This is a genomic window from Ensifer sp. 2TAB8, assembly GCF_052115125.1.
In the GTDB taxonomy this organism is placed as follows: Bacteria; Pseudomonadota; Alphaproteobacteria; order Rhizobiales; family Rhizobiaceae; genus Ensifer.
The window spans coordinates 35735-55643 of sequence record NZ_JBFRGB010000012.1 but is presented as its reverse complement, the minus strand read 5'-3'; the positions used below and the strand labels follow the sequence as shown (position 1 = coordinate 55643).

At 57.3% G+C, this 19909-nt stretch carries 17 protein-coding genes and 1 pseudogene; 10 read left to right on the top strand and 8 right to left on the bottom strand.

The features are described 5' to 3' along the window. The first annotated feature begins 45 nt into the window (after nucleotides 1-45). Together AB4Z53_RS19900 and AB4Z53_RS19895 are read left to right on the top strand one after the other, a co-directional pair. Complete coding sequence (locus AB4Z53_RS19900; RefSeq protein WP_441597417.1) at nucleotides 46-1629, top strand: ABC transporter substrate-binding protein; 1584 nt, start codon at nucleotides 46-48, stop codon at nucleotides 1627-1629. 65 nt (nucleotides 1630-1694) lie between these two features. Next, complete coding sequence (locus AB4Z53_RS19895) at nucleotides 1695-2534, top strand: alkaline phosphatase family protein (RefSeq protein WP_441597415.1); 840 nt, start codon at nucleotides 1695-1697, stop codon at nucleotides 2532-2534. 308 nt (nucleotides 2535-2842) lie between these two features. Here AB4Z53_RS19895 and AB4Z53_RS19890 read toward each other — a convergent pair. After that, nucleotides 2843-4065, bottom strand: a pseudogene (locus AB4Z53_RS19890) (ATP-binding protein). Nucleotides 4066-4566: 501 nt separating this feature from the next. Here AB4Z53_RS19890 and AB4Z53_RS19885 point away from each other — a divergent pair. Further along, nucleotides 4567-4767 carry a type II toxin-antitoxin system VapB family antitoxin gene (locus AB4Z53_RS19885; protein WP_017958375.1) on the top strand — a complete coding sequence of 67 codons (201 nt, stop codon included), beginning with the start codon at nucleotides 4567-4569 and terminating at the stop codon, nucleotides 4765-4767. After that, a complete protein-coding gene (locus AB4Z53_RS19880) occupies nucleotides 4764-5147 on the top strand; it encodes a type II toxin-antitoxin system VapC family toxin (RefSeq protein ID WP_441597413.1) in 384 nt (127 codons plus the stop codon). The genes AB4Z53_RS19885 and AB4Z53_RS19880 overlap by 4 nt, the downstream gene beginning before the upstream one ends. A 155-nt stretch (nucleotides 5148-5302) precedes the next feature. Here AB4Z53_RS19880 and AB4Z53_RS19875 read toward each other — a convergent pair whose 3' ends face one another. From AB4Z53_RS19875 to AB4Z53_RS19865, 3 genes are all read right to left on the bottom strand, one after another. Continuing rightward, on the bottom strand, nucleotides 5303-7966 hold the full coding sequence (locus tag AB4Z53_RS19875) for a UvrD-helicase domain-containing protein (RefSeq protein ID WP_441597411.1): 2664 nt from the start codon (nucleotides 7964-7966) through the stop codon (nucleotides 5303-5305). A 247-nt stretch (nucleotides 7967-8213) separates the two neighbouring features. Next, nucleotides 8214-9401 carry an McrC family protein gene (locus AB4Z53_RS19870; RefSeq protein WP_441597409.1) on the bottom strand — a complete coding sequence of 396 codons (1188 nt, stop codon included), beginning with the start codon at nucleotides 9399-9401 and terminating at the stop codon, nucleotides 8214-8216. A gap of 59 nt (nucleotides 9402-9460) precedes the next feature. Continuing rightward, a complete protein-coding gene (locus tag AB4Z53_RS19865) occupies nucleotides 9461-11611 on the bottom strand; it encodes an McrB family protein (RefSeq protein WP_441597407.1) in 2151 nt (716 codons plus the stop codon). A gap of 302 nt (nucleotides 11612-11913) precedes the next feature. Here AB4Z53_RS19865 and AB4Z53_RS19860 point away from each other — a divergent pair, with 302 nt between their 5' ends. Genes AB4Z53_RS19860 through AB4Z53_RS19850 form a run of 3 tightly spaced genes read left to right on the top strand, consistent with a single transcriptional unit; the run spans nucleotide 11914 to nucleotide 13920 of the window. Continuing rightward, complete coding sequence (locus AB4Z53_RS19860; RefSeq protein ID WP_441597406.1) at nucleotides 11914-12483, top strand: hypothetical protein; 570 nt, start codon at nucleotides 11914-11916, stop codon at nucleotides 12481-12483. Beyond that, nucleotides 12480-13199 carry a hypothetical protein gene (locus AB4Z53_RS19855; RefSeq protein ID WP_441597404.1) on the top strand — a complete coding sequence of 240 codons (720 nt, stop codon included), beginning with the start codon at nucleotides 12480-12482 and terminating at the stop codon, nucleotides 13197-13199. The genes AB4Z53_RS19860 and AB4Z53_RS19855 overlap by 4 nt, the downstream gene beginning before the upstream one ends. Beyond that, the gene (locus AB4Z53_RS19850; protein ID WP_441597402.1) at nucleotides 13189-13920 is read left to right on the top strand and encodes a hypothetical protein; all 732 of its coding nucleotides are present in this window, start codon (nucleotides 13189-13191) and stop codon (nucleotides 13918-13920) included. The genes AB4Z53_RS19855 and AB4Z53_RS19850 overlap by 11 nt, the downstream gene beginning before the upstream one ends. 533 nt (nucleotides 13921-14453) lie before the next feature. On the opposite strand, the gene AB4Z53_RS19845 is transcribed toward AB4Z53_RS19850, so the two are convergent. After that, nucleotides 14454-15524: a medium chain dehydrogenase/reductase family protein gene (locus AB4Z53_RS19845; RefSeq protein WP_441597400.1), complete on the bottom strand. Its 1071-nt coding sequence runs from the start codon at nucleotides 15522-15524 to the stop codon at nucleotides 14454-14456. A gap of 594 nt (nucleotides 15525-16118) precedes the next feature. Here AB4Z53_RS19845 and AB4Z53_RS19840 point away from each other — a divergent pair. Beyond that, nucleotides 16119-16433 (top strand): hypothetical protein, encoded by a 315-nt coding sequence (locus AB4Z53_RS19840; protein WP_441597398.1) that lies wholly within the window; start codon nucleotides 16119-16121, stop codon nucleotides 16431-16433. Then, nucleotides 16388-16735, top strand: a complete 348-nt coding sequence (locus AB4Z53_RS19835; protein ID WP_441597396.1) for a hypothetical protein — start codon at nucleotides 16388-16390, stop codon at nucleotides 16733-16735. Before AB4Z53_RS19840 ends, AB4Z53_RS19835 begins: the two co-directional genes overlap by 46 nt. A 224-nt stretch (nucleotides 16736-16959) precedes the next feature. On the opposite strand, the gene AB4Z53_RS19830 is transcribed toward AB4Z53_RS19835, so the two are convergent. Continuing rightward, the gene (locus AB4Z53_RS19830) at nucleotides 16960-17310 is read right to left on the bottom strand and encodes a hypothetical protein (protein WP_441597564.1); all 351 of its coding nucleotides are present in this window, start codon (nucleotides 17308-17310) and stop codon (nucleotides 16960-16962) included. Nucleotides 17311-17737: 427 nt separating this feature from the next. On the opposite strand from AB4Z53_RS19830, the gene AB4Z53_RS19825 reads away from it, so the two are divergent. Further along, nucleotides 17738-18346, top strand: coding sequence for a hypothetical protein (locus tag AB4Z53_RS19825; RefSeq protein WP_441597394.1), 609 nt, complete (start codon nucleotides 17738-17740; stop codon nucleotides 18344-18346). A 194-nt stretch (nucleotides 18347-18540) separates the two neighbouring features. Here AB4Z53_RS19825 and AB4Z53_RS19820 read toward each other — a convergent pair whose 3' ends face one another. Next, nucleotides 18541-19257, bottom strand: a complete 717-nt coding sequence (locus tag AB4Z53_RS19820) for an IS6 family transposase (protein WP_441597392.1) — start codon at nucleotides 19255-19257, stop codon at nucleotides 18541-18543. Between the two features lie 169 nt (nucleotides 19258-19426). Then, on the bottom strand, nucleotides 19427-19672 hold the full coding sequence (locus tag AB4Z53_RS19815; protein WP_441597390.1) for a hypothetical protein: 246 nt from the start codon (nucleotides 19670-19672) through the stop codon (nucleotides 19427-19429). Nucleotides 19673-19909 lie beyond the last annotated feature (237 nt).

Sequence of the window (19909 nt, the reverse complement as noted above, 5' to 3'; positions counted from 1 at the left end):
ACTGACCGCGGGCCAGGCCAATTCGGCCGTATCGGGGGACTATCGATGGATGAACTCAAATATCTCTCCGGCCTCGTTGCGAAGGGCCGGATGTCACGCCGCGACTTCCTGGGGCGTAGTGCCGTGTTTGGGGTCGGCCTCGTTGCGGCTGGATCCTTGCTGTCGGAGGCCGTAAGGGCCGAAGGTCCGGTGCGCGGCGGAACGATCAAGATCGGTATGCAAGGCGGCGCATCGACCGACAGCCTGGACCCCGGCCTTGCCACCAATCAGGTCACGGCGATGATCAACCATCTATGGGGCGAGACGCTCGTCTGGCTCGGGCCGGATGGTGCGCCAATTCCCATGCTTGCCGAAGAATGGAGCGCTTCGTCCGATGCCAGAACCTGGACCTTCAAGATCCGCAAGGGCGTGCAGTTTCACAACGGCAAGACGCTGACGCCCGATGACGTGGTCGCGACCATCGAGCGGCATTCGGATGAAAGCGCAAAGTCAGGCGCGCTCGGTGTTCTCAAGGGGATCGAGACCGTCAAGGCAGACGGGGATACGGTCGTCTTCACGCTGAAGGAAGCGAACGCTGACATGCCCTTCCTGATGATCGATTATCATCTGGTGATCCAGCCAAACGGCGGCAAGGACGATCCCGAGGCGGCGGTCGGCACGGGCCCATACACGTTGGCCGACCGAGAGGCGGGTGTGCGCTACAACGCGACGCGCTTTGAAGGCTATTGGGCCAGCGAAACGGTCGGCTTCGCCGAACAGGTGGAGGTTGTCGTCATCAATGACGCAACGGCGCGCATCGCCGCCCTGCAGAGCGGCCAGGTGCATATGATCAACCGGATCGAACCGAAAACCGTCGGGCTACTCAAGAACATGCCGCGGGTGACGATCCGGAACGTGTCGGGCCGCGGCTTTTATCCTTTCAACATGTTCTGCGACACGGCCCCTTTCAACAACAATGACCTGCGCCTCGCGCTCAAATACGCGATGGACCGGGAGGCCATGATTGCGCGCATCCTGCACGGCTACGGCTCGATCGGGAACGATGCGCCGATCAACAAGGCCTATCCGCTTTACGAGGAAACCGAGCAACGGACCTACGACCCCGACAAAGCCGCCTTCCACTTCAAGAAGTCCGGACATAGCGGCGGTATTGTGCTGCGCACGTCGGAAGTGGCGTTTCCCGGCGCGGTTGACGCTGCGGTCCTCTATCAGCAAAGCGCCAGGAAGGCCGGTATCGATATCGAGGTCAAACGCGAGCCCGGCGACGGTTACTGGTCGAACGTCTGGAATGTCCAGCCCTTCGCAACGTCTTACTGGGGTGGCCGACCGACGCAGGACCAGATGTACTCCACCGGCTACATCTCGTCGGCGGACTGGAACGACACACGCTTCAAGAACGAGACTTTCGATAAGCTGGTCATCGCCGCGCGCGCGGAACTGGACGAAGCAAAGCGGCGGGCAATGTACCGCGACATGTCGGAAATGATGCGCGACGAAGGCGGCCTGATTGCGCCGATGTTCAACGACTTCATCGACGGTGTCGGCGAGAGCATCCAGGGCTGGATGGACAATCCCGCCGGCGAACTTATGAACGGCGATGCGCCGCTACGCTGCTGGCTTAGCGCCTGAGCGAACACAAGGATCAAGCGCGTCGCCCTGGCGGCGGCGCGTCACATCATGCCAAGGACAACGAGATGCCGCTACGCAACAAACTTCTGCTGATCATCCTTGACGGCCAGCCCTGGCGTAACGCGCGCCGGCTGATGGGCAATCTGGAAGGATGGGTCGAAGCCGGCGAGGCGCGTGTGTGGAAGATGCGCTCGGTTCTGCCATCGACGTCCGCCTCCTGCTACGCGTCGATCCACACCGGTGTGCCGCCGCAGATACATGGCGTTCTTTCGAATGAAACGCTGTTTCGCGTCGAGCAGCCGGACATTTTTTCCGAAGTGACCAACGCCGGCGGCAAGACGGGCGCCGTAACCCATTCCTTCTGGTCGATCTTCTTTCAGCGCGCGCCCTTCGACATGGTGCGCGACATCGAATATGACGATGCGGAAGGACCCATTCATCATGGTCGCTTCCATACCATGGCAGGGTACAATCACCAGAACCAGATGACCCCCAGCGATCTCGACCTCTTCGCGACACTGACCATGCTGACCGAGCGCCACGCGATAGACTACGGCATCCTGCACACCTGCACGCTCGACAGTATGGGGCATCGCTACGGCCACGATTGTTCGCAGATGGACCATGCCTGCTTCACAATCGACGCGCAGCTTGCGGCGTTCCTACCCCGTTGGCGCAAGAACGGCTACGAGGTCATCGTAACGGCCGACCACGGCCAGACAAGCCGGGGACATCATGGCGGTGCCGACGAAGAAATGCAGGACTTTGCACTCTATTGGTTCGGCGGCGGTGACGGTCCATCTGCTGACACGCTCCTAAACCAGCTGCAACTCGCTCCGACGGTGCTGTCGCGTCTTGGTGTACCGCAGCCGGAGGGCATGAAGTTCAAGGCGTTTCTAACTTGATTCACAGGCGCCGGCAAAGGTCAGAAACCGGGACCGAGCCCGCAAAGCTGCGAACATCAAACAAATCGAATTGGGTCAAGTTGCCGGATTTCGAACCTCGTTGCGTGACACTGCCGCGTCGCCACGGCGACGATCAGGCATTGACCTCGTCGCGACCTAAAAGACACGACGAGGTTCTCTCAACCGGGCGGCTGCGGATCACAGGATCCTTCGCCTTGAAGGGAATCGAACCTGAGGCCTATTGGTTATCGAGACCTTGGAAGTCTCAAGAATGCTCGGGTCTGAAGACTGAGCGAAATTCTCACGCGCTACCGCCACAACGCCGATATTGGCACAGCGGACAAACGTTCTCCGAAAGGGACCACTTTGTGGTGGTCATACAAGACCATGCCCGAAACAAACCGTTCTCCGGATGCTTCGGCCAAAATTCGCAATCCGGAAAAATCGGAATTCGAGACGGATGCTGCCGCCTTTATTTCGATACCGACGATCCGCCCCCTTGTATCTTCGATGACGATATCGACTTCGTTCTGCTGCTTGTCTCGAAAATGCGAAAACTCGAAACGGGTTTGCCCGCCGCTGGCGAGTTTAAGGATCTCGGCAAAAACGAACGTCTCCAGCAATGCCCCGAACTGACCCCTGTCGTCGTGGAGGCGGTCGAGAGAGAGGTCACGAAGGGATGCGAGAAGACCAGAATCGAGGAAATGTATTTTCGGTGTTTTCGTGAGGCGTTTCAGTTTGTTCGAAAACCAGGGTTGTACGGTTCGAGCGAGGAACAGGCTCTCGAAGATGCCGACATATTTTTTCGTTGTGATGTGGTTCATCCCAATGGCCGCGCCAATTCCAGAATAGTTCACGAGCTGTCCCGAATGCTCTGCCAGAATGCGTAGCAGGCGCGGCATTTGAGCAATCTGCTCGATTTGCGCGACATCGCGAACGTCGCGTTGAACGATCGCCTGGATATAATCCGCATACCAGTCCTGTCTGCGGTTCAAGGTTTTGCGGGCCAGCGCCTCGGGATATCCACCGGCCAGAACCGCAGCCATAAGGTCGTCTCCGAAGAATGGCTCTCCGGCCTTGGCTTCGTTTTGAAACGCGTCGCGCAGGAAGCTGCTGCCGGCGGTTCTGATCTCGCTTTGCGCAAGCGGCAGCAATCGAACGACCTCCATTCGCCCTGCGAGCGAGTCTGCCACGCGTGGCAACGTCATGAGATTGGCTGAGCCGGTCAGAAGGAACCGCCCTGGGCGCTGGTCGGTATCCACGCTTTCCTTGATGGCCAACAGCAGTTCGGGCGCGCGCTGAATTTCATCGATGATGGCGCGATCCATACCTCTTACAAAGCCAACTGGATCCTGTCGCGCTGCGTCCAGGATCGTTGCATTATCCAGCGTGTAATACTCCATCCCCTCGTTGGCCATTTCTTAGCCAACGTCGTTTTTCCTGATTGTCTGGGACCTACGATCAGTACGACTCGCGTGTCTGACATGGCGTCGGCAACGCGTTGCTCAACGAGCCTTGGATACAGCGCCACAGCTTCATTCCTTTGATGACTGTTTGAAACTACAGCAATGACCAATTGAAAGCCAAGACGTGACTATTTGAAATCTACGTGGCGGCTGATTGAAACTCGAAACCAGAAGTGGGTGGCATGTCAGATTGCGGCATGAGGGAAGCCACAGGCCATGCAAGTGCCGCTTTCGCTGATTGGTCGCCGGAACTGACCCAGCTGGTCCTCTATGAGGGGTATCTGATCAGAAGAGAAGCAAAAGCAAATTTGTGCATATTTCGATCGCATCGCCAGGCCTACCAGCCTTGAACAAACGGAAAGAACGCAGCTCTTGAAAGGAAGCGAACCCGCGACCCCTTCTTATAGTGAGTTCCAGGGATGTCTTTACGCTAGGGTTCCACGACGGGCAAACATGTCCGCGTTCCTGGCTTGCACGTCCAGGAGGGATCTTTCAGAGCGCGGATTAGGCGTGGATTTCATCACCAAATGGTGCTATTTGTAAGCATCGAACTCAGGAAGCCAACGATGCGATCGACTATCAATCTCGACGACACGCTCATGGAAAGGGCTAGGTCCCTAACCGGCACAAAAGAAACCGCCGCTCTGGTTCGCCAAGCGCTGGAGACGCTTGTTCGTGTTGAGTCGGGAAAACGCCTCATCGCGCTCGGGGGAACTATGCCGGATGCGGAGGCAGCCCCGCGCCGCCGGAGCGCAGCGGCCAAGTGATACTTGCTGACACCTCCATCTGGATCGATCATTTCCGGCACGGCGATGCAGAGTTACGTGCGATTATTGAGGACGATCGTCTCCTCTGCCATCCGGCTGTAATTGGTGAATTGGCACTTGGCAGCCTTCGGGATCGAGGCAGCGTGATAGCTTTTCTGGCGGCTCAACGTGAAGCGTTCGTTGCAACCCACGACGAAGTCATGATGATGATTGATCGCCACGCCATTTTCAGTATGGGTATTGGCTACACAGATGCCCACTTGCTGGCCTCAATTCTCCTTGATCGGCGAGCGGCCTTGTGGACCCGAGACAAACGTCTGCGGGCAGCCGCTGAAAAGGCAGGGGCTTCGCTTTATCCATCTGCCAATGCGCGAAACTGAACGCTGAGCGAACGATAGCCGTCTCTCATGGTGGACAGAGGGTTGGGCCGCGAGGGCGGGTGCCAGTCGATACATTATGCGATCCCAGACGCACAAAACAGGAACATCGAATGAACAAGCCCTTCGCTCAAGGTTGAAGGCACAGCTGCCGCGCCTTAACGTCTTCTTCGAAGTTTCGGCGCTGATCGCACAGGACCTCGCTCAGTTCGACTGCAATCGGGAAACTGATTACACCCACAAAACACCGAACCGTCCCGATTGCGTATCTCGACGATCTGCCCCACGAGGCAGGTGGGACATTGCCGCAGGGCGGTCCCTTCGGTCGTCTCGAACCGGACCTGATCGCCGGCGATCTCGCAGAGCTCCCGGATGTATCGTGATGGCTGGCGGCTGTCCGTGACGAGGAAAACGCCTCGGCTGGCACGTGTTAGCGCGACGTAGAACAGGCGCCTTTCTTCAGCGTACGCGAACGTTTCGGGGCGAGGAATCACCAAGTTGAGCAGTTCATCGTCCTCGATGCGGCTCGGCACACCATAGTTGCCCTCGCTGACATCAAGCAGGATCGTATAGTCCGCTTCGAGTCCCTTCGCCCGATGAAAAGATTGGCCGGAAACCTCGATGTTTGTGAACGTCGGTACGCTTTCACGGAACGGATCGACGTGGTTGTAACGCCATAGCACCATGACCTTGAGCTTAATGCCTGGTTCGGTCCGCCATTTGGAGGCAATGTCCTCCAAAAACATGTCGAGCCGCTCGAGAAGGCGATGACACGCCCATCCGAAGTCGGGCTTGTCACCTTTGCCTTCGATGGGGATCACCCTTATGGAGCGAGGAACCGCAGCACGTATCGACCGCACCGATTTCCTGATCTGTTCCGGATTGCGTTGGACGAATTTCGCAGCTGTCTCCGCAATGAGCTGGTTGCAGCGATAAGTCTGCTCAAGGCGCCCCATCCAACTGGCACCAAAGTTCGCCTCGAATTGAGTGAAGATCGTGATGTCAGAGCCTGCAAAGCGGTAGATCGACTGCCAGTCGTCTCCCACCGCAAACACCTTACTGAACGCCTTCTGCTGTTTAAGCGCCTTGATGAGGTTAGCGCGCGGCTCGGAGATATCCTGAAACTCGTCGACGAGGATCAGAGAATAAGGGCTCACATACCGGCCCGTCTGAACCAGCCTTACAGCATCGGCGATCATCGAGTCGAAATCGATCCGTTGGGATTCGTCGAGTTTGCGGGAATATTCAGACGTGATCATCCATACGACACGCGCGAAGAGTTTTGCACGTTCCTTGTCATGAAGGGCTTTGGCGCGCTCGATCAGCATTTCCAGCGTAAGGTGGCTGGCGCGAATGTGCTTGATACAGGTCGAAATGAGCTTGTGGTAATGCTTGATCACCACCGGCTCGAGCGTTTTGATGATCTCCTTGTAGCTCTTTCGCTCGAACGGGATGGCGCGGCGCGTCAGTTCCGCTTCAAGCGTGCTCAGCATCGTTTCGCTGATAGCTTGCGCCGAGGTCGTCTCGAAGAAATCTATTCCTTTCCGGCGATAGGCCTGACGTTTGGTCTCCGCGTGCTGGGCATAGTCTGCGAAAGGCGAGCTCCCGTCCGTATTGAGCGCGAAATGCTCGTGTACCGTGTCGGTCAGCGGATAGTAGAAATCAGGATGCACGTGCAGGCGGGTACCGTCGCCATTCTTGATCTCAATCTGCCGCTCATATTGGAAGGCGACGGTATGCAGCCATAACCAGTTGGCGATCTTTTGCTCTTGCAGCGATTTGACGATGACCCCGGGAAGCGATCCGATATTGGCCGCGCCCTTTCTGACCCGGTCCGATGTATAGCGGCGAAAATCTGCGTCAGTGTCGAAAACGGTGGCGGGGATGTCCGCTTTAGGATGAACAATCAACAGGTCGGTCCACATTCTGGCAAACTCCAGGTCCGCCTCGACAAGACCGCGGATAATCTCTTCCAGTACTCTGGTCTCTCCGCCAGGGTGGTCTACCCAGTTCGCAAGCTGGGGCGGGYGCCCCTCAACGTCTTCAATGATACCGCGCCCCAACGCATGAAACGTGGTGACGCGGCACTCCAGCGCGCTTTCCTCGACCTGAAGCTGTTGTGCAATCCTGACCTTCAATTCATCGGCAGCGCTCTTATTGAAGGCCAGCAGCAAAATCTCGTCTGGACGGTAGAGCTTCTTTTCCAACACATAGGCGACCTTGCCGACCATGGTCGCCGATTTGCCGGATCCGGCGGAAGCAACGAGCAAATTGTTGTCTTCGAGACGGATGCAGGCTTCGCGCTGCTGGTCGGATAGGGAGCGCGCGTCGAGATCATCGAAGAAGAGCTGGAACTTGTGCAGCTCGGAGATGACGAAGGCTTCATTGTAGGCGTGGCGAACGCCCGGATCGGTCAACATGGCGAACGAAGCCGGGAGAGAGTTTTTAAGGCCGACCGGCATCAGTTGCGGATCGAGAAGCGGGTGCGAGAGGGCAGCGGCGGCATTGCCGGGAACGCTTGCAATAGCTCGACCTAAATCGGCTTGCGCGAGATATTGTCGGTTGCCCTCTGTGATCTCCCGAATCTTGACGTCCACATCGAACAAGCGCTCTCTTTCTGTGCCTATAAGGCTGAAGAGGTAGGTGTTGATGAAAGCACGCACGTCTGCGACGAGCTGCGCGGCCGATTCACCACTTAGCCCCGACAGGATATCTGTTCTGCTCCGTGATCTGATCTCGACGGTATGCCAGAGTAGAGCCTTGCTGGTGGAGAGCGACACAATATCGAGGCAGCGGAGTTCTTGATCGCCATCCTGACGCAACCGGGCAGAGTCTGATCGCCTAGGGTCTAGAATCAGCTTCCAGCTCCTCGAAGAGAATAATCTCGCAAGGAAACTGGGGCGATATGTACGCGCCCGGCCAGAGAATAAGTTACCTAAAGCCACGTTCGATATGCCCAGAATAGCAATCCTCGGAATCGTGTAGCATCAACATATTGAGATGTTCCAAACCATCGCTAGGCCGGCAACGAAACCCTGATCCTATATGACCACGAGCGCGCCATCAGCTTCAGCTTGCGAGAAACGTGTAGCGAGCTTCCCGTTGCTCCAAGTCGAACGGCAAAACATGCAACAGGAGTCTATCTGACAGTTTGAACGGTGCCTGCATCATCGGAAAATCGGGCACTGCCGGATAGACAAGAAACATCTCACCGGCGCCACCAAGGTACTTTTGCCCGTACGCGAAGAGCTGATAGAAATCGGCTTGGCTCAGTTCATAGTTTTTGTCGCGATCAGTGCTCAGCCGTTTCCACTTGGCGTCGATGATCCATCGTTCGTCGCCGTTCTTAACGAGGATATCCGGTTTCATCTGAAACCAATCCTCTCCCTCATGCGAGCAAAGATGCATGGCACCATGCTGGGGATGGATCTCAAAATCATCGGGCGCAACCATCCGCAGCGAGCCCAGCACGTAGCGCTCAAATAGGCGCTCCATCGGAAACAGCATGCTCACGCCGTGATAGTCTCCGGCCAGCGCGAATGGTAGCCGATGTGTCAGTAGAAGCTCGCACAGCGGCCTGATATCGGCATAGTCAGCCAAATGGCGGTCGCGTCCCCAGCATTTAAGGTCCGCTTGAATATTTCGGCTTTCCGGAATGTCGGCGAACAAGACCGAAAGCTCGCGCGCCAGACGCCAGTTATCACTTGAGATCGATCGCCGGGCGACGTGTTCGATGGCCGAACGAATGAGACGGTTTTCGGGCCTATCCAGCGAATAGACATCGTGCGTGATGTGAAACACGTGGGCGCCGCCTGCTGCCGCACGAAGCTGGCGATTTAAATCGAGCTTGCCTCGAAGGAATGGCTCTCGCGCTTCGACAAGACAATACGCCTGGCGTGGGCCCCGCCTGGCCAGTTCGAGCGCCTTCGCCAGGAAGCTCGCAGCCAACCACTCCGTCATCGGGAGATCGAACGCCTCGATCGTGGCCCCACCTCCGATCCTGGGCGTGAGGTTCAGCGCTTCGGAGATCATTCTGAACAGGAGGCGGCGGGCTTGTCCCACTCCCTCCGACGAGCCAATATGCTTTGGCAGGATTTCAATTCGAGTTCCGCACGGCGTCTCCACCACGCCGACATAGTTGCGAAGCTTAAGGGTTCGCGGCCCCTCGAGTTTCACAAGCGATGGCGCCCCTCCCCGATCGCGCCCGTGACGGGCGAGCCATTCGAACGCGCTCACGGGAATAGTCGCCTGGTCCATCGACCCGGCAACCTCGTCAATCGTAAGCCTGGCAAACTCCCTGACCGTCAGCACGACAGCTAACCGATGATTTGCTTATAGGCCGATGGTCTGTTCAGAGCTTCCGCGTTCAACCGCCAGACTTTGTTTGTTGGAACAGAAACCTCGCCCGCCCCGAAAAGTGATATGGAGCCATCAGCACTCTCGACGATAAATCGATCTGCCGGATCCGGCTTTCGGTGATCATTCAAGACGAGACGTATCCGCTGCCAATCGTCGAAGAAATACTCCTTCAACAAGGGCAGAATACGCCGAGAGAAAAGCTGTTTCAGCTGGCTGACGTCGTCCGCAGCCTCAAGGTGCAGGAAATAGGCGTGGCCTAGCCTGTGTTCCCGGTCGAGCAATGCCTCGATGCGAGCGTTCATAACACTTAGCAACGAGCCAATGTTAACTCCAGCAAGCTCGATCTCGTCCAAGGTTTCCGGTTGGGGCTCGATTTCCTCGAACACGAAGCGCCTGCGCAATGCCATGTCGATCGAGGCCAAAGACCGATCCGCTGTGTTCATCGTGCCGATAATGTGTACGCCAATCGGAACTCCGAAGGGAGTTTTGGAATAGGGCAGCATCGTCGTCAGCGCTTCGTCAGCGCCGAGCCGCTTAGATGGTTCTATCAGCGTGATGAGCTCGCCAAGGATCTTGGAGATGTTGCCTCGGTTGATCTCATCGATGATCAGCACCTTCTTGCGCTCGTGATCTCCCGTCCTCACGTCGCTCGCAACCAGCCGCTCAACGATCAGCGGGATGATGTTGTTGTAGCCATTCACAAGGAACTTCTCGAGACGGCTCTCAGGCACCCGATCAAATATGAGCTTGTCGCGAATATCCGCGATCGAGATGCGGCCCTGACGAACCAATCCTGCGAGTTCATCAAGCAGTTCCCACGGAAGCGGCAGGCTCGAACCGTTTGGCTTTTCGAGCCAGAGGATCTCTGGTGTTGCCCTCGTGACCACATAGCCGCTGGAGAAGCGCTCACCGACCGGGATACGCGCGCGATCGTCTGACGGCTGGCAGAGTGCTTTGAATATACCGTCCTGCACGTGGTAGCGGATTGCACCCTCCGGAGTCGTCTCGGCTCGCAATCCTTCGACAAACTCTTCGTAGCTGAAGCTCTGATGGAAGGTCACAAAGCGAATGAGCCCCTCGGCGACGAGATCATCGAAACGCTCCTTCAGTGCGTCGCGATCGTTCTCCCATTTGGCAGCGAATTCGGGGTCAAGGACAGCCAAGGCCCGATCGACGACACGGTAGGTCTTGCCAGTACCAGGTGGTCCGTAGAGGATTTGATTAAGTGGAGCGGCGACTTTGCTGACGAACGTGGGAGCATCGGCCGCCAAGGCCTCGCTCGTGGCGGACTCCTCGACCTCCTGCTCCTTCAGCCACACTTCTTTGATATCCGGCTGGTAGAAATCGATTGGACCACCGCGCTCCCGCTCAAGGTTGTGCCGGACAGTCAAAAGCCCGCGATCCTGCTCCACCTTCGACATGCGTCGAAGGGTCTGGCGATCCATGCCGCCGAGTTCTAGAAGGATTTTTCGGACGTGCCCGGGGCTCGCAATCCGTTCGAATTCGTCGGGGAACATGAGATGCGGCAAGATGTGCCGTAGTTGCCGGTAGCCTTCGTCCGGCACTCCGTCGATCCACTCCGCAAAAGCCCAGGGGTCGCTCAAGATATCTTTGCGCTCGGATGACTCCATGGCCTTCAACGCGATCATGGCCTTGATTAGGAACCGAAGCTCACGCGGTTTGTGGTTCATGAAGCCGGGACCAGCTGAACCAAGGCCACGCAAAACGTCGTCGGTCATCAACTCATCGGCTAGGGCGCCCGAAAGGGCGTCTCCTGACCATCCCCATGCGGTCAAGATTGGCCGCCGCTTGGCATCCGGCCCCATGTTCGTTGGAAAAAGGTTCAAAATCCAAAGCATCTCCGCCAGCAGCTTGCAGGTGGTCGGCGACGCATCGTGAAACTGGCGCTCGAGCTTGACATGAAAGCTGTCCTTGCTGCCATCTGGACGACCGTTGAAACAACTATCGGCTTCGGACAGTGTTTCGCTTGTCCAAAGCGGCTCTTCGGTGAAAAGAGAGCCATCAACCTTCAGGCAACGGTCGAACCATACGGCGGCGGCCTTGAGCGTCGCCTCGGAGTTCGAATGGAACGGACTGTATCTCGTCATATGCCCCCAGCGTGCCCGATGATTTGGGCGATGTAACCTGGATACCGACAGGGACGCATAGTTCGCAACTAGAAATTTCGCCACACGCGATTGACCACTACTGATCAATCGCGTTGCAATAGAAAAGCCCGTTCTTCGGTTCTTCCTCTTCGCCTTGAACGGAATCGACCAGCTATCTCGGTAGTAGCCAACTCGATTACGCGCCCTGTTTGTCAATGCTTAAAATCTCGGCCACTCTGTCTTTGACAAAGCGGGAAAGTTCGTGCTTAGTGTCCTCAGTCCTAGGACAGAGGACACCAACCATGAAGAGCCAAGACATAATCGTCCTGCTGAAGCTGCTTAGCCTGCAAGACCAGGAACTCACAAAGGGCACAGATCAACTGCGATCTGAATCTCTCGGGGGCGACCCATATTCGGTGCGAAACCTTGAAGCTCTGCTCGGGATTAGCAAAACCGAAATCGCGCAGTCGATCAAGAGAAGCGTCGCTTCCGGGATCGCGCGGAAAGATAGTCGCACTAATCAACCACGGCCACATCGGCGAAACCTTTTCGAGTTCATCACCCATGGCCTTAGGTTCGTGTTTCCCGCACAGGTAGGGCCGATACAACGCGGCGTCCCCACCGCGTTTGCTGCGCCGATGCTTCAAGAGCTTCTCGTCAGCGGCGGGACCTATAACTACGTCTGGCCCTACTCCGCTGGACGAGAGATGGGTCAAGCGGTCGATCCCCTTTTCAAAAGCGTGCCGGAGGCCGCTTTGAAAGACGAGCGACTATATGAGTCCCTGGCACTGGTAGATGCGATTAGGCTCGGGAACCAGCGGGAAGTCGGTCTCGCCACCGATCACCTCAAGTCGAAGATCATGAGTAAATGACAGCGATCCGCGCTCAATTGCTAGAAATGCTCAAAGCCGTTGCAGCCGCACTAGGCGAGGACCTGCGTGAGCGCCTGGTCTTCGTCGGCGGCTGTACTACCGCGCTATTCATCACCGATCCCGTAACGCTCGAGGATGTTCGCGCCACCGATGACATTGATCTCATCGTTGATCTGACAGGCCAAGCGGGCTGGGCGCACCTCCAGGAAGAGCTTCGACAGCGCGGTTTTATGGAGGCGGCTGACGAGGAGGTGATATGCCGGATGCGTCTTGGTGCTCTCAAAGTCGATTTCATGCCCGACGACGAAGAGATCCTCGGCTTCAGCAATCGCTGGTACGCGAAAGGCATCGAAACGGCGACGAAACATCAGCTTTCAGAAGACCTATCCATCCAGGTGCTGACGCCGGCGTTGTTTCTTGCGACGAAGCTCGAAGCCTTTGCCGGGCGCGGAAACAATGATCTTTTCATGAGCCGGGATGCGGAAGACATCCTTCTTATCATCGACGGAAGAGAAAGCCTCTTCGACGAAATCACCACAACAGAGGACGACGTTCGGGAATTCATAGCCGGCCAATTTCGCACGCTGCTGGAGCACCGTGACTTCGATGACTTCCTTGAAGGCAACATCCGTGGTCCCGCCGGTCGCGTCGATATCGTGCGGGATCGGTTCGTCGCAATAAGCCATAGTGCGGATGGTGTCATACATGGACATTGAAGCCCTCTGGCTAACTCAACAAGGCACCCGGACCTCCGACAATCGCGATCATGCTGGGTTCGGCATGCGCCAGAATGAGTTCTTGGGCGTCGTGGTGGACGGGTCCACGAACGGTGCAGCCAACGGTGGCTACGCCCGGGCAATCGTACAGATGCTGGTGGACTGGTTTGTCGAAACCGCCGAGGCGATAACCGCTGATCTGATGGTGAATGTTCTCAGGCAATTGCATGAGAACTTGCGCGAGCAGTTTCCAAGAGGGTCCGCCAGCGTCCTCCTCATCCATGCGAAAGGGCGCAATTCCATCACCGTCTTTAATTCCGGTGATTGTGTGCTCGGGGAACTCGACACGAACGATGTCATCGCCTGGCAAACCAGCCCGCATACTTTGACTAATGCTCTGGCCGAGATGCCCCTGAAGGTCATCGCACAATCCCCCACCCGACACCTGCTGACGAAAAGCTTCCGCTCTCGGGCGTTCGAGCCCCCCGACATCCTCGAACGCGACGAGTTTTCGGGGACGCTTCTGCTTGCCTCCGACGGATTTTGGGCTGAGCTGCCCGACAAAGATCAGGCCAAATTCCTTGCGGGCGAACAATCATCGGCTGAGACGGACCGGGACGATCGCAGCGTTTTGCGGCTGCGCATTTCGTTCAGCGATCACCTCGTGTTTGCCATGCACGATAAGTCCTCAACGAATCTCTATCTTCGAACCCAACCATAGGGCCGACGCGGATGATAAAAAGGAACATGCAACCAACCCGTCGTTCAGCCGACTAAGTTCCCTGCCGCAAAGCGATCTAAGGTCCGCCTTGCGCGGTCGATCGACGAATCCAGTCGATACATTATGCGATCATTTTGGCCCAAAGGGTGAACATCACAGCAACAAGGCTCGCAGGGCTCGTGGAAGCACAATTCTGTACGGCCCGTAAGGGGCGCGTCCACGCTTAGGCCCACGACAGCATTGCGCCCTCAGTTCGGCCGTTAAAGCGGACTTCGCTTCATCCTTAAAGTAGACGCTGCTGGCACATATCCTGGTTCCGCCGCCGCTCGCGGAGCCGACGCCTCACTTATCTTTCCGCCGCGATCGCTGCAGCCGCCTTCGATTTCGCATCTGCGGACACTGCCCTTAGGCCCTCAGCCGAACGCGTTCGGCACATGACCGACGCCATCCTTTCGGGGGGCTCAAGGAGGCAGTGCGCCGCGAAGCAGTCATTGAAGCGATCAAGCCCGACGCCGGAGGCGGCCCTTCACGTTTCAAAAGCTCTGCTCTAGCTCGGTAATCCTTGTCGGGCGTGAGTTGCAGATCAGCACGAGCTTGCCTTTGACGCCTCCCAGACCGAGCAGCTCCTGGGCGCGACGAGCCTCGGTCAAGGGCATCCGCTCGGCCACCATCGGCTTGATCTTCCCGTCGCGAAGCAGCTCGAGTAAGGCGCCGAGATCTTCGCGGAACCAAGCGAGCTTCCACCGCTTCAAATATTGTATGCTGTAAGGGAGTATGCGTCGTCGGCCTGGTGAAACGAAAGCGCGGACCGCGTACCACGCAGGTCGCAATATCCCCCGTAGACGATAACGTAGGCCCCCGGCCAGTTGGCCCTTCTGCAAAAATGAAGTGAAGCCATAGGCTATGACGCGGCCACCAGGCCTCAGAGTCCGAAACGAACGCCAGACATTGGCTTCGCCGACCCCGTCGAAGACGACATCCACGCCGTCGTTTGTCAGGCGATGGATCTCTTTGACGAAGTCGGCCCGCTCGTAGTCGATCGGCGTGGCCCCGAGATCGGATACGATCTGATGAGTTGCAAGAGATGCAGTCCCATACATCTCCAGACCTGCCAGGCGACCAAGTTGCAGGAGAGCCGTGCCCACTCCGCCGGCCGCGCCATGAATAAGGACCCGTTGTCCCGGTGAGGCATGCCCAAGCCGATGCATCATCTGATAGGCCGTAACGTAGTTCAGCACGAGGCTAACTGCCTCGGCGGGATCAACACCAGTTGGAACCGGAGTGAGTTCATCTTCCGGCAGGCAGATGAACTGGGCGTAGCCACCATGAATGGGCAGCGCCGCAACCATTTTACCAACCATCGAATGGGACGCTCCCTCTCCGGCCTCGTCAACGACGCCTATAATGTCCCATCCTGGCGTGAATGGCAGGGTCGTCTTTTCCGGATGAATCCCCTCCCGCATCAATAGCTCTGCGAAGGAGACGCCAGCGGCGATTGTTCGCACCCGCAGCTCACCTGATACCGGATGGGGCGCGTCTTCCTCCACGATCTCCAGAACTTCAGGTCCGCCATAGTGGCGAACAACGATCCGCTGAGACTTCATTGGCGGGCTCCGTCCAGATTAGGCTCCCCCACTGAGGCAAACTCAGTCTAAAAAGTAGCGTACGCTGGTCTGAAGCGACTTGCTCCAGATCAAACCCACCAGAAATCGGTCGCCACCCACGAATAGCTGCTTATTTGCGCAGAATGAGATTGGGACGCAGCCACTACAGTGGCTGGACCAGCTGCCATGGGGCGTGAGTGGAAACAAATGACCGTTTGGGCTCACGAGCCCGACCCGGCAGGTTGAACGTCTTATATCTTCGTTGCGAAGCCGGAAAGCCGCCAGTCCGTTTCCGGCCCCAGTCAAGACGCTCGCCCCTATCCTTCGCCTTCAGCGGAATTGAAGCGTCGGCCGTTCCATTCTCGGCTTGGGAATGAATGCGCGGCCAGCGCCGCCCACAGTCACACATAATTCGCAACCAGGGACAGCCTAGCCTCCGCGGCACAATCGACGTAATGCTCGACTACTAAGTAAGCAACACAGGGCGGCGCCTTGAGTTATCAGTGGTAAATGTCGGCTAGCTTGTCAGCGCAGTCCCTGGCGGACGAACGGACTGAAAGAAGGCGGTCAAACCGTCGGGAAGCGGAGATTTGGTTGCCATACCACCTCAATACGCAGGAAGAGTCCGAGCAACGGGACTACCAACGTTTCGGCAAGGCATTCTCGGGCAACATCGAGGACTACGAGAAGCGCTTCGGAACAAGGGGCGTCCTCCATTGCAAGGTGAGTAACAAGGACGATCCGACCGAAGACCCCCGTTTCGGGCGCGTCGGCAAGCAAACGATTGAGGACACCGGTCCGCTCATCCAGGAGCGCATGAAGAACTTCGACGCCGGCGAGGTCTCCCAAAGGCGCTCGATTTCATGGGATCCGCAAAACAGGCGAACGAACCGTTCTTCGTCTGGCTGAACACCAGCCGCATGCACCTCTATACGCGGCTTAACGACGAATGGCGGTATGCGGCCGAGACCTATACGTCCGAGGCTGACTTCCATGGTTCGGGCATGCTGCAGCATGACCACGATGTCGGGCTCGTGCTGAAGTGGCTCGACGACCAGGGCCTAGCCCGCCGTGACGCGAGAATTGCTTTTCACTTCTTCACGAACGACGTCGAGGTGCATTGCGTGATCAGGCAGCGCGTCCCGAATTCACGAGGAAAGGTCTCGTTCGGCTGTCATTTTGGAGCGCCCCAGGGTTGCGGATTGGTTTGAAATTTTCGCAGAAAGCCATGTGTGGGCAAGGCCAAATTTTGCGAACAGGGTGGATCACTGCCATCATCTTGCTCACTCGCGTTTCATACCCACGTCGCCATCGTTCTGGAATGCAAACCCTGTCCAGTTCAGGACCAGTTGCTCCTTCTTCGGCGACGAAAGCAGCTGGCCGCTGAAGAAACAGGCCTCGCCCGCGCTTGGTCTGTCGGCCAGCCGCATTGTTTTCAGGGTTGCAATTCAACCTTGACCTCTTTGAGCGCCCCTTCAAAGTTGGACGGCGTCGTGTAGTCATAGGTGACGGGCGTGCCTGTATCGCTGCCGATATCCTGGTTTTCGGAAAGCAAATACTTGAATGGCGTCGTCTTTTCGATCTTGCCGCTGGCGGCCTCTTTTCCGTCGACCAGCAGTTTCAGGGTGCCGCCTTTGCCGTATTCCTTCGCTCCGTCATACACAAAGGCCATCGTCACATTGTGACTGCCAGCCGGCAAAGCCTTGTCGGCCTTCACCGAATAGAGCTCGACATCGATGTAGTTATGGGCAGCCGCCAGCTTTCCGTCCTTCAGATAGAACGCCATGCCGGATTTCGCGACGCCCCCGGCAAAATCAGGCGGCTATACGAGCTGATCAACAATCTTGGCACCTACCTGGGGCAGACGCACCTTCGATCGTCAACTACTGTCGGCGATACTGATCCGGTCAGCCGAGGCCGTTTGTGTTTTTGCGCGACGGCAAATTAATGCATGTCGCCCAAAAGTACGCAGCGGTTTTGGGCGACATGCATCAAAACAAAGACTGAAGCGCGTCGCTTGAATTCGTTTCAGCGCGACGCGCTTTAGGTCAAAAGTCTTAGTCCATTAGCTTGTTCTAATTGATACTTTTCCAACACCAGGGAAAAGAGTAGCATTGGTGCCGTTCCAGAGGGGATGGGGCGAGCACAACGGGCCGCGCAATTGCATTCTCCGCCTCGGTCTTGCACGGCCAGATCATATCTGGGAGGAATGCATGACAAGAACAGCTCGCCTTGGGCGCTGCGGCGTCCTCGTTTTAACCGGTCTTTTGGGGGCATGGCTTGGCGCCGCTACGGCGCGGGCCGAAGATACGAGCAAGGCCGACCTCGAAGCCTTGAAGAAATCGCTGGCCAAGTATGAGGACTACACGGCCGCTGTGCGCGACCTCTATCTGTCGACCGTCGGCTGCGTCTACTACAGCGGCGAGAAGATAGCCGGCGCGATGGACTATCCGAAGGGCGCCATGGGCATCCATTTCGTCAACGTCCCAAGTATCGGCCAGAAGCTCGACCCGATGAAGCCCAACGTCCTGATCTACGAGCCGACGAAGAAGGGCTTGAAACTGGTCGGCGTGGAATGGCTGGTGCCGTTGACGCCGGACGTCAAGGAAGCCCCAAGCCTGTTCGGCCAGAAATTCATGGGGCCGATGGAGGGACACTACCCGCTGATCCCGAAGGAGTTCGTGCACTACGATCTTCACGCCTGGCTGTTCACGGACAACCCGAACGGCATGTTCAGTCCGACGAACCCGAAGGTGAAATGCAGCAGGGCCGATTTTCCGATGCTGGAGAAGCCGACCAAGATGATGCCCGGGCCGATGTAAGAGACCGTGAGGCACACAGCGAAAAGAAACGGCCCCGATCGGGGCCGTTTCTCAGACTGCTGACAAACCCTTGGCTTTAGCCGGGGGTTTTTGATTCACTGGGTCATGTTGAAGCGACCCGCCCCCAAACAGACCGCCCTTGGGCATTGTAAACTTAGCGGCGGCGGCCACAGTGCCGTCTGTGGGGTCTACGATCAGGTAGTCTGGAGACGGGCGATCTCACGCCACATCCGCATCGCGGCTTCTCGCAGCTCGCGATGATGGTCAGATGGAACGTCGTGGCGCGGAATGTGAAAGAGGTTGGCGATGGGATCGTGGATGGAGACGAAGCGCTGAAGCTGTCGCGCTGACTTGAACCGCTTCATGATCCTCTCACGTCGTCGGACCGGTTGGTGAGAATTCTCCGCCCTGTTGTTGAGGCCCTTATGTGAGCGATGCTCGACACCGGGTATGATATCGCGTTTTGCTGCGCCATAAGATCGGAGCTTGTCCGTAATCATCACACGAGGCGATCGGCCTTGCCCTTGCAGAAGCTTTCGCATGAGACGCCTGGCAGCCCTGGTATTGCGGCGGCTTTGCACCAGAACGTCCAGAACGAAACCGTCCTGATCTACGGCACGCCACAGCCATTGTTTCTGTCCACGAATGATGACGACAGCCTCGTCGAGGTGCCACTTGTCGCCGAGCTTTCCGACTGAGCGCCTGCGGATGTCATTGGAAAAGTGCCTTCCGAATTTCTCCGCCCAAAGACGCACTGTCTGGTGGGAGACGATGACGCCACGCGCTGCCAGCAGATCCTCGACCATTCGCAAGCTGAGCGGAAACCGGAAATAAAGCCACACAGCATGGGCAATCACCTCAGCGGGAAATCTGTGGCGGCGATAAAGTGGATCACGGGCAATCTTCGTCATGCCGCGAACGCCGCGACACCAGTAGCCGAGTTTTTATGCGAGGGCGTACCGGAATCGGGGAAACAGACCTTCCCTCCCTCGAGTTACGCGCCTAGCGCATGTGAGCAGTTTCTGTTGGACTGAACCTCCCCGCGCCCAGTGAGCCATCTGGGTGCGATACTCGCCCCGCCTACCGGCGGGCCTTCCATTTTCGCACATTGGATTGATTGAGCGCGGTCGCCAATCTTGCCGGCGTTTCAGGCACATCCCCGGATATCAGTGCCGGCAATACGGCAAGGATTTCCATGGGTTTGAAAGCGGCCTCGGGAGAGGCAAGGGAAAATCGCATGCCCCAACTACCTTGCTGAGCGTTCGTGTTCAGAGGCTTGATAAGCGCCGACGGCTGGGGCCATTCCAGCGATGGACGATAGGTCATCTTGAAATCACCTTTGGATGGACCAGGTTGTAAGGGTGTTTCGAAAGCAACGGGAGGCAGTAATGAATTGCTCCGATAGCTTTGAAAGCCGGTGCCAGACATGCGGCGCGCGAGAGCACCTCGCATTCTCCGAGATGGAGGCGAGAGAAGAGATTCGGTGCTCGGTCTGCGGGATAGTCCGGAGCATGGGAAAAGAGGATGTCCTGGAAATCTGCCGCGAAGCCACAAAGGTGACCC

What these genes read in the sequence shown, in the direction of transcription:
- AB4Z53_RS19900 (WP_441597417.1), top strand. Translation starts at nt 46, where the DNA reads ATGGATGAACTCAAATATCTCTCCGGCCTCGTTGCGAAGGGCCGGATG.
- AB4Z53_RS19895 (WP_441597415.1), top strand. Translation starts at nt 1,695, where the DNA reads ATGCCGCTACGCAACAAACTTCTGCTGATCATCCTTGACGGCCAGCCC.
- AB4Z53_RS19885 (WP_017958375.1), top strand. Translation starts at nt 4,567, where the DNA reads ATGCGATCGACTATCAATCTCGACGACACGCTCATGGAAAGGGCTAGG.
- AB4Z53_RS19870 (WP_441597409.1), bottom strand. Translation starts at nt 9,401, where the DNA reads ATGGACCAGGCGACTATTCCCGTGAGCGCGTTCGAATGGCTCGCCCGT.
- AB4Z53_RS19865 (WP_441597407.1), bottom strand. Translation starts at nt 11,611, where the DNA reads ATGACGAGATACAGTCCGTTCCATTCGAACTCCGAGGCGACGCTCAAG.
- AB4Z53_RS19860 (WP_441597406.1), top strand. Translation starts at nt 11,914, where the DNA reads ATGAAGAGCCAAGACATAATCGTCCTGCTGAAGCTGCTTAGCCTGCAA.
- AB4Z53_RS19855 (WP_441597404.1), top strand. Translation starts at nt 12,480, where the DNA reads ATGACAGCGATCCGCGCTCAATTGCTAGAAATGCTCAAAGCCGTTGCA.
- AB4Z53_RS19850 (WP_441597402.1), top strand. Translation starts at nt 13,189, where the DNA reads ATGGACATTGAAGCCCTCTGGCTAACTCAACAAGGCACCCGGACCTCC.
- AB4Z53_RS19845 (WP_441597400.1), bottom strand. Translation starts at nt 15,524, where the DNA reads ATGAAGTCTCAGCGGATCGTTGTTCGCCACTATGGCGGACCTGAAGTT.
- AB4Z53_RS19835 (WP_441597396.1), top strand. Translation starts at nt 16,388, where the DNA reads ATGGGATCCGCAAAACAGGCGAACGAACCGTTCTTCGTCTGGCTGAAC.
- AB4Z53_RS19830 (WP_441597564.1), bottom strand. Translation starts at nt 17,310, where the DNA reads ATGGCGTTCTATCTGAAGGACGGAAAGCTGGCGGCTGCCCATAACTAC.
- AB4Z53_RS19825 (WP_441597394.1), top strand. Translation starts at nt 17,738, where the DNA reads ATGACAAGAACAGCTCGCCTTGGGCGCTGCGGCGTCCTCGTTTTAACC.
- AB4Z53_RS19820 (WP_441597392.1), bottom strand. Translation starts at nt 19,257, where the DNA reads ATGACGAAGATTGCCCGTGATCCACTTTATCGCCGCCACAGATTTCCC.
- AB4Z53_RS19815 (WP_441597390.1), bottom strand. Translation starts at nt 19,672, where the DNA reads ATGACCTATCGTCCATCGCTGGAATGGCCCCAGCCGTCGGCGCTTATC.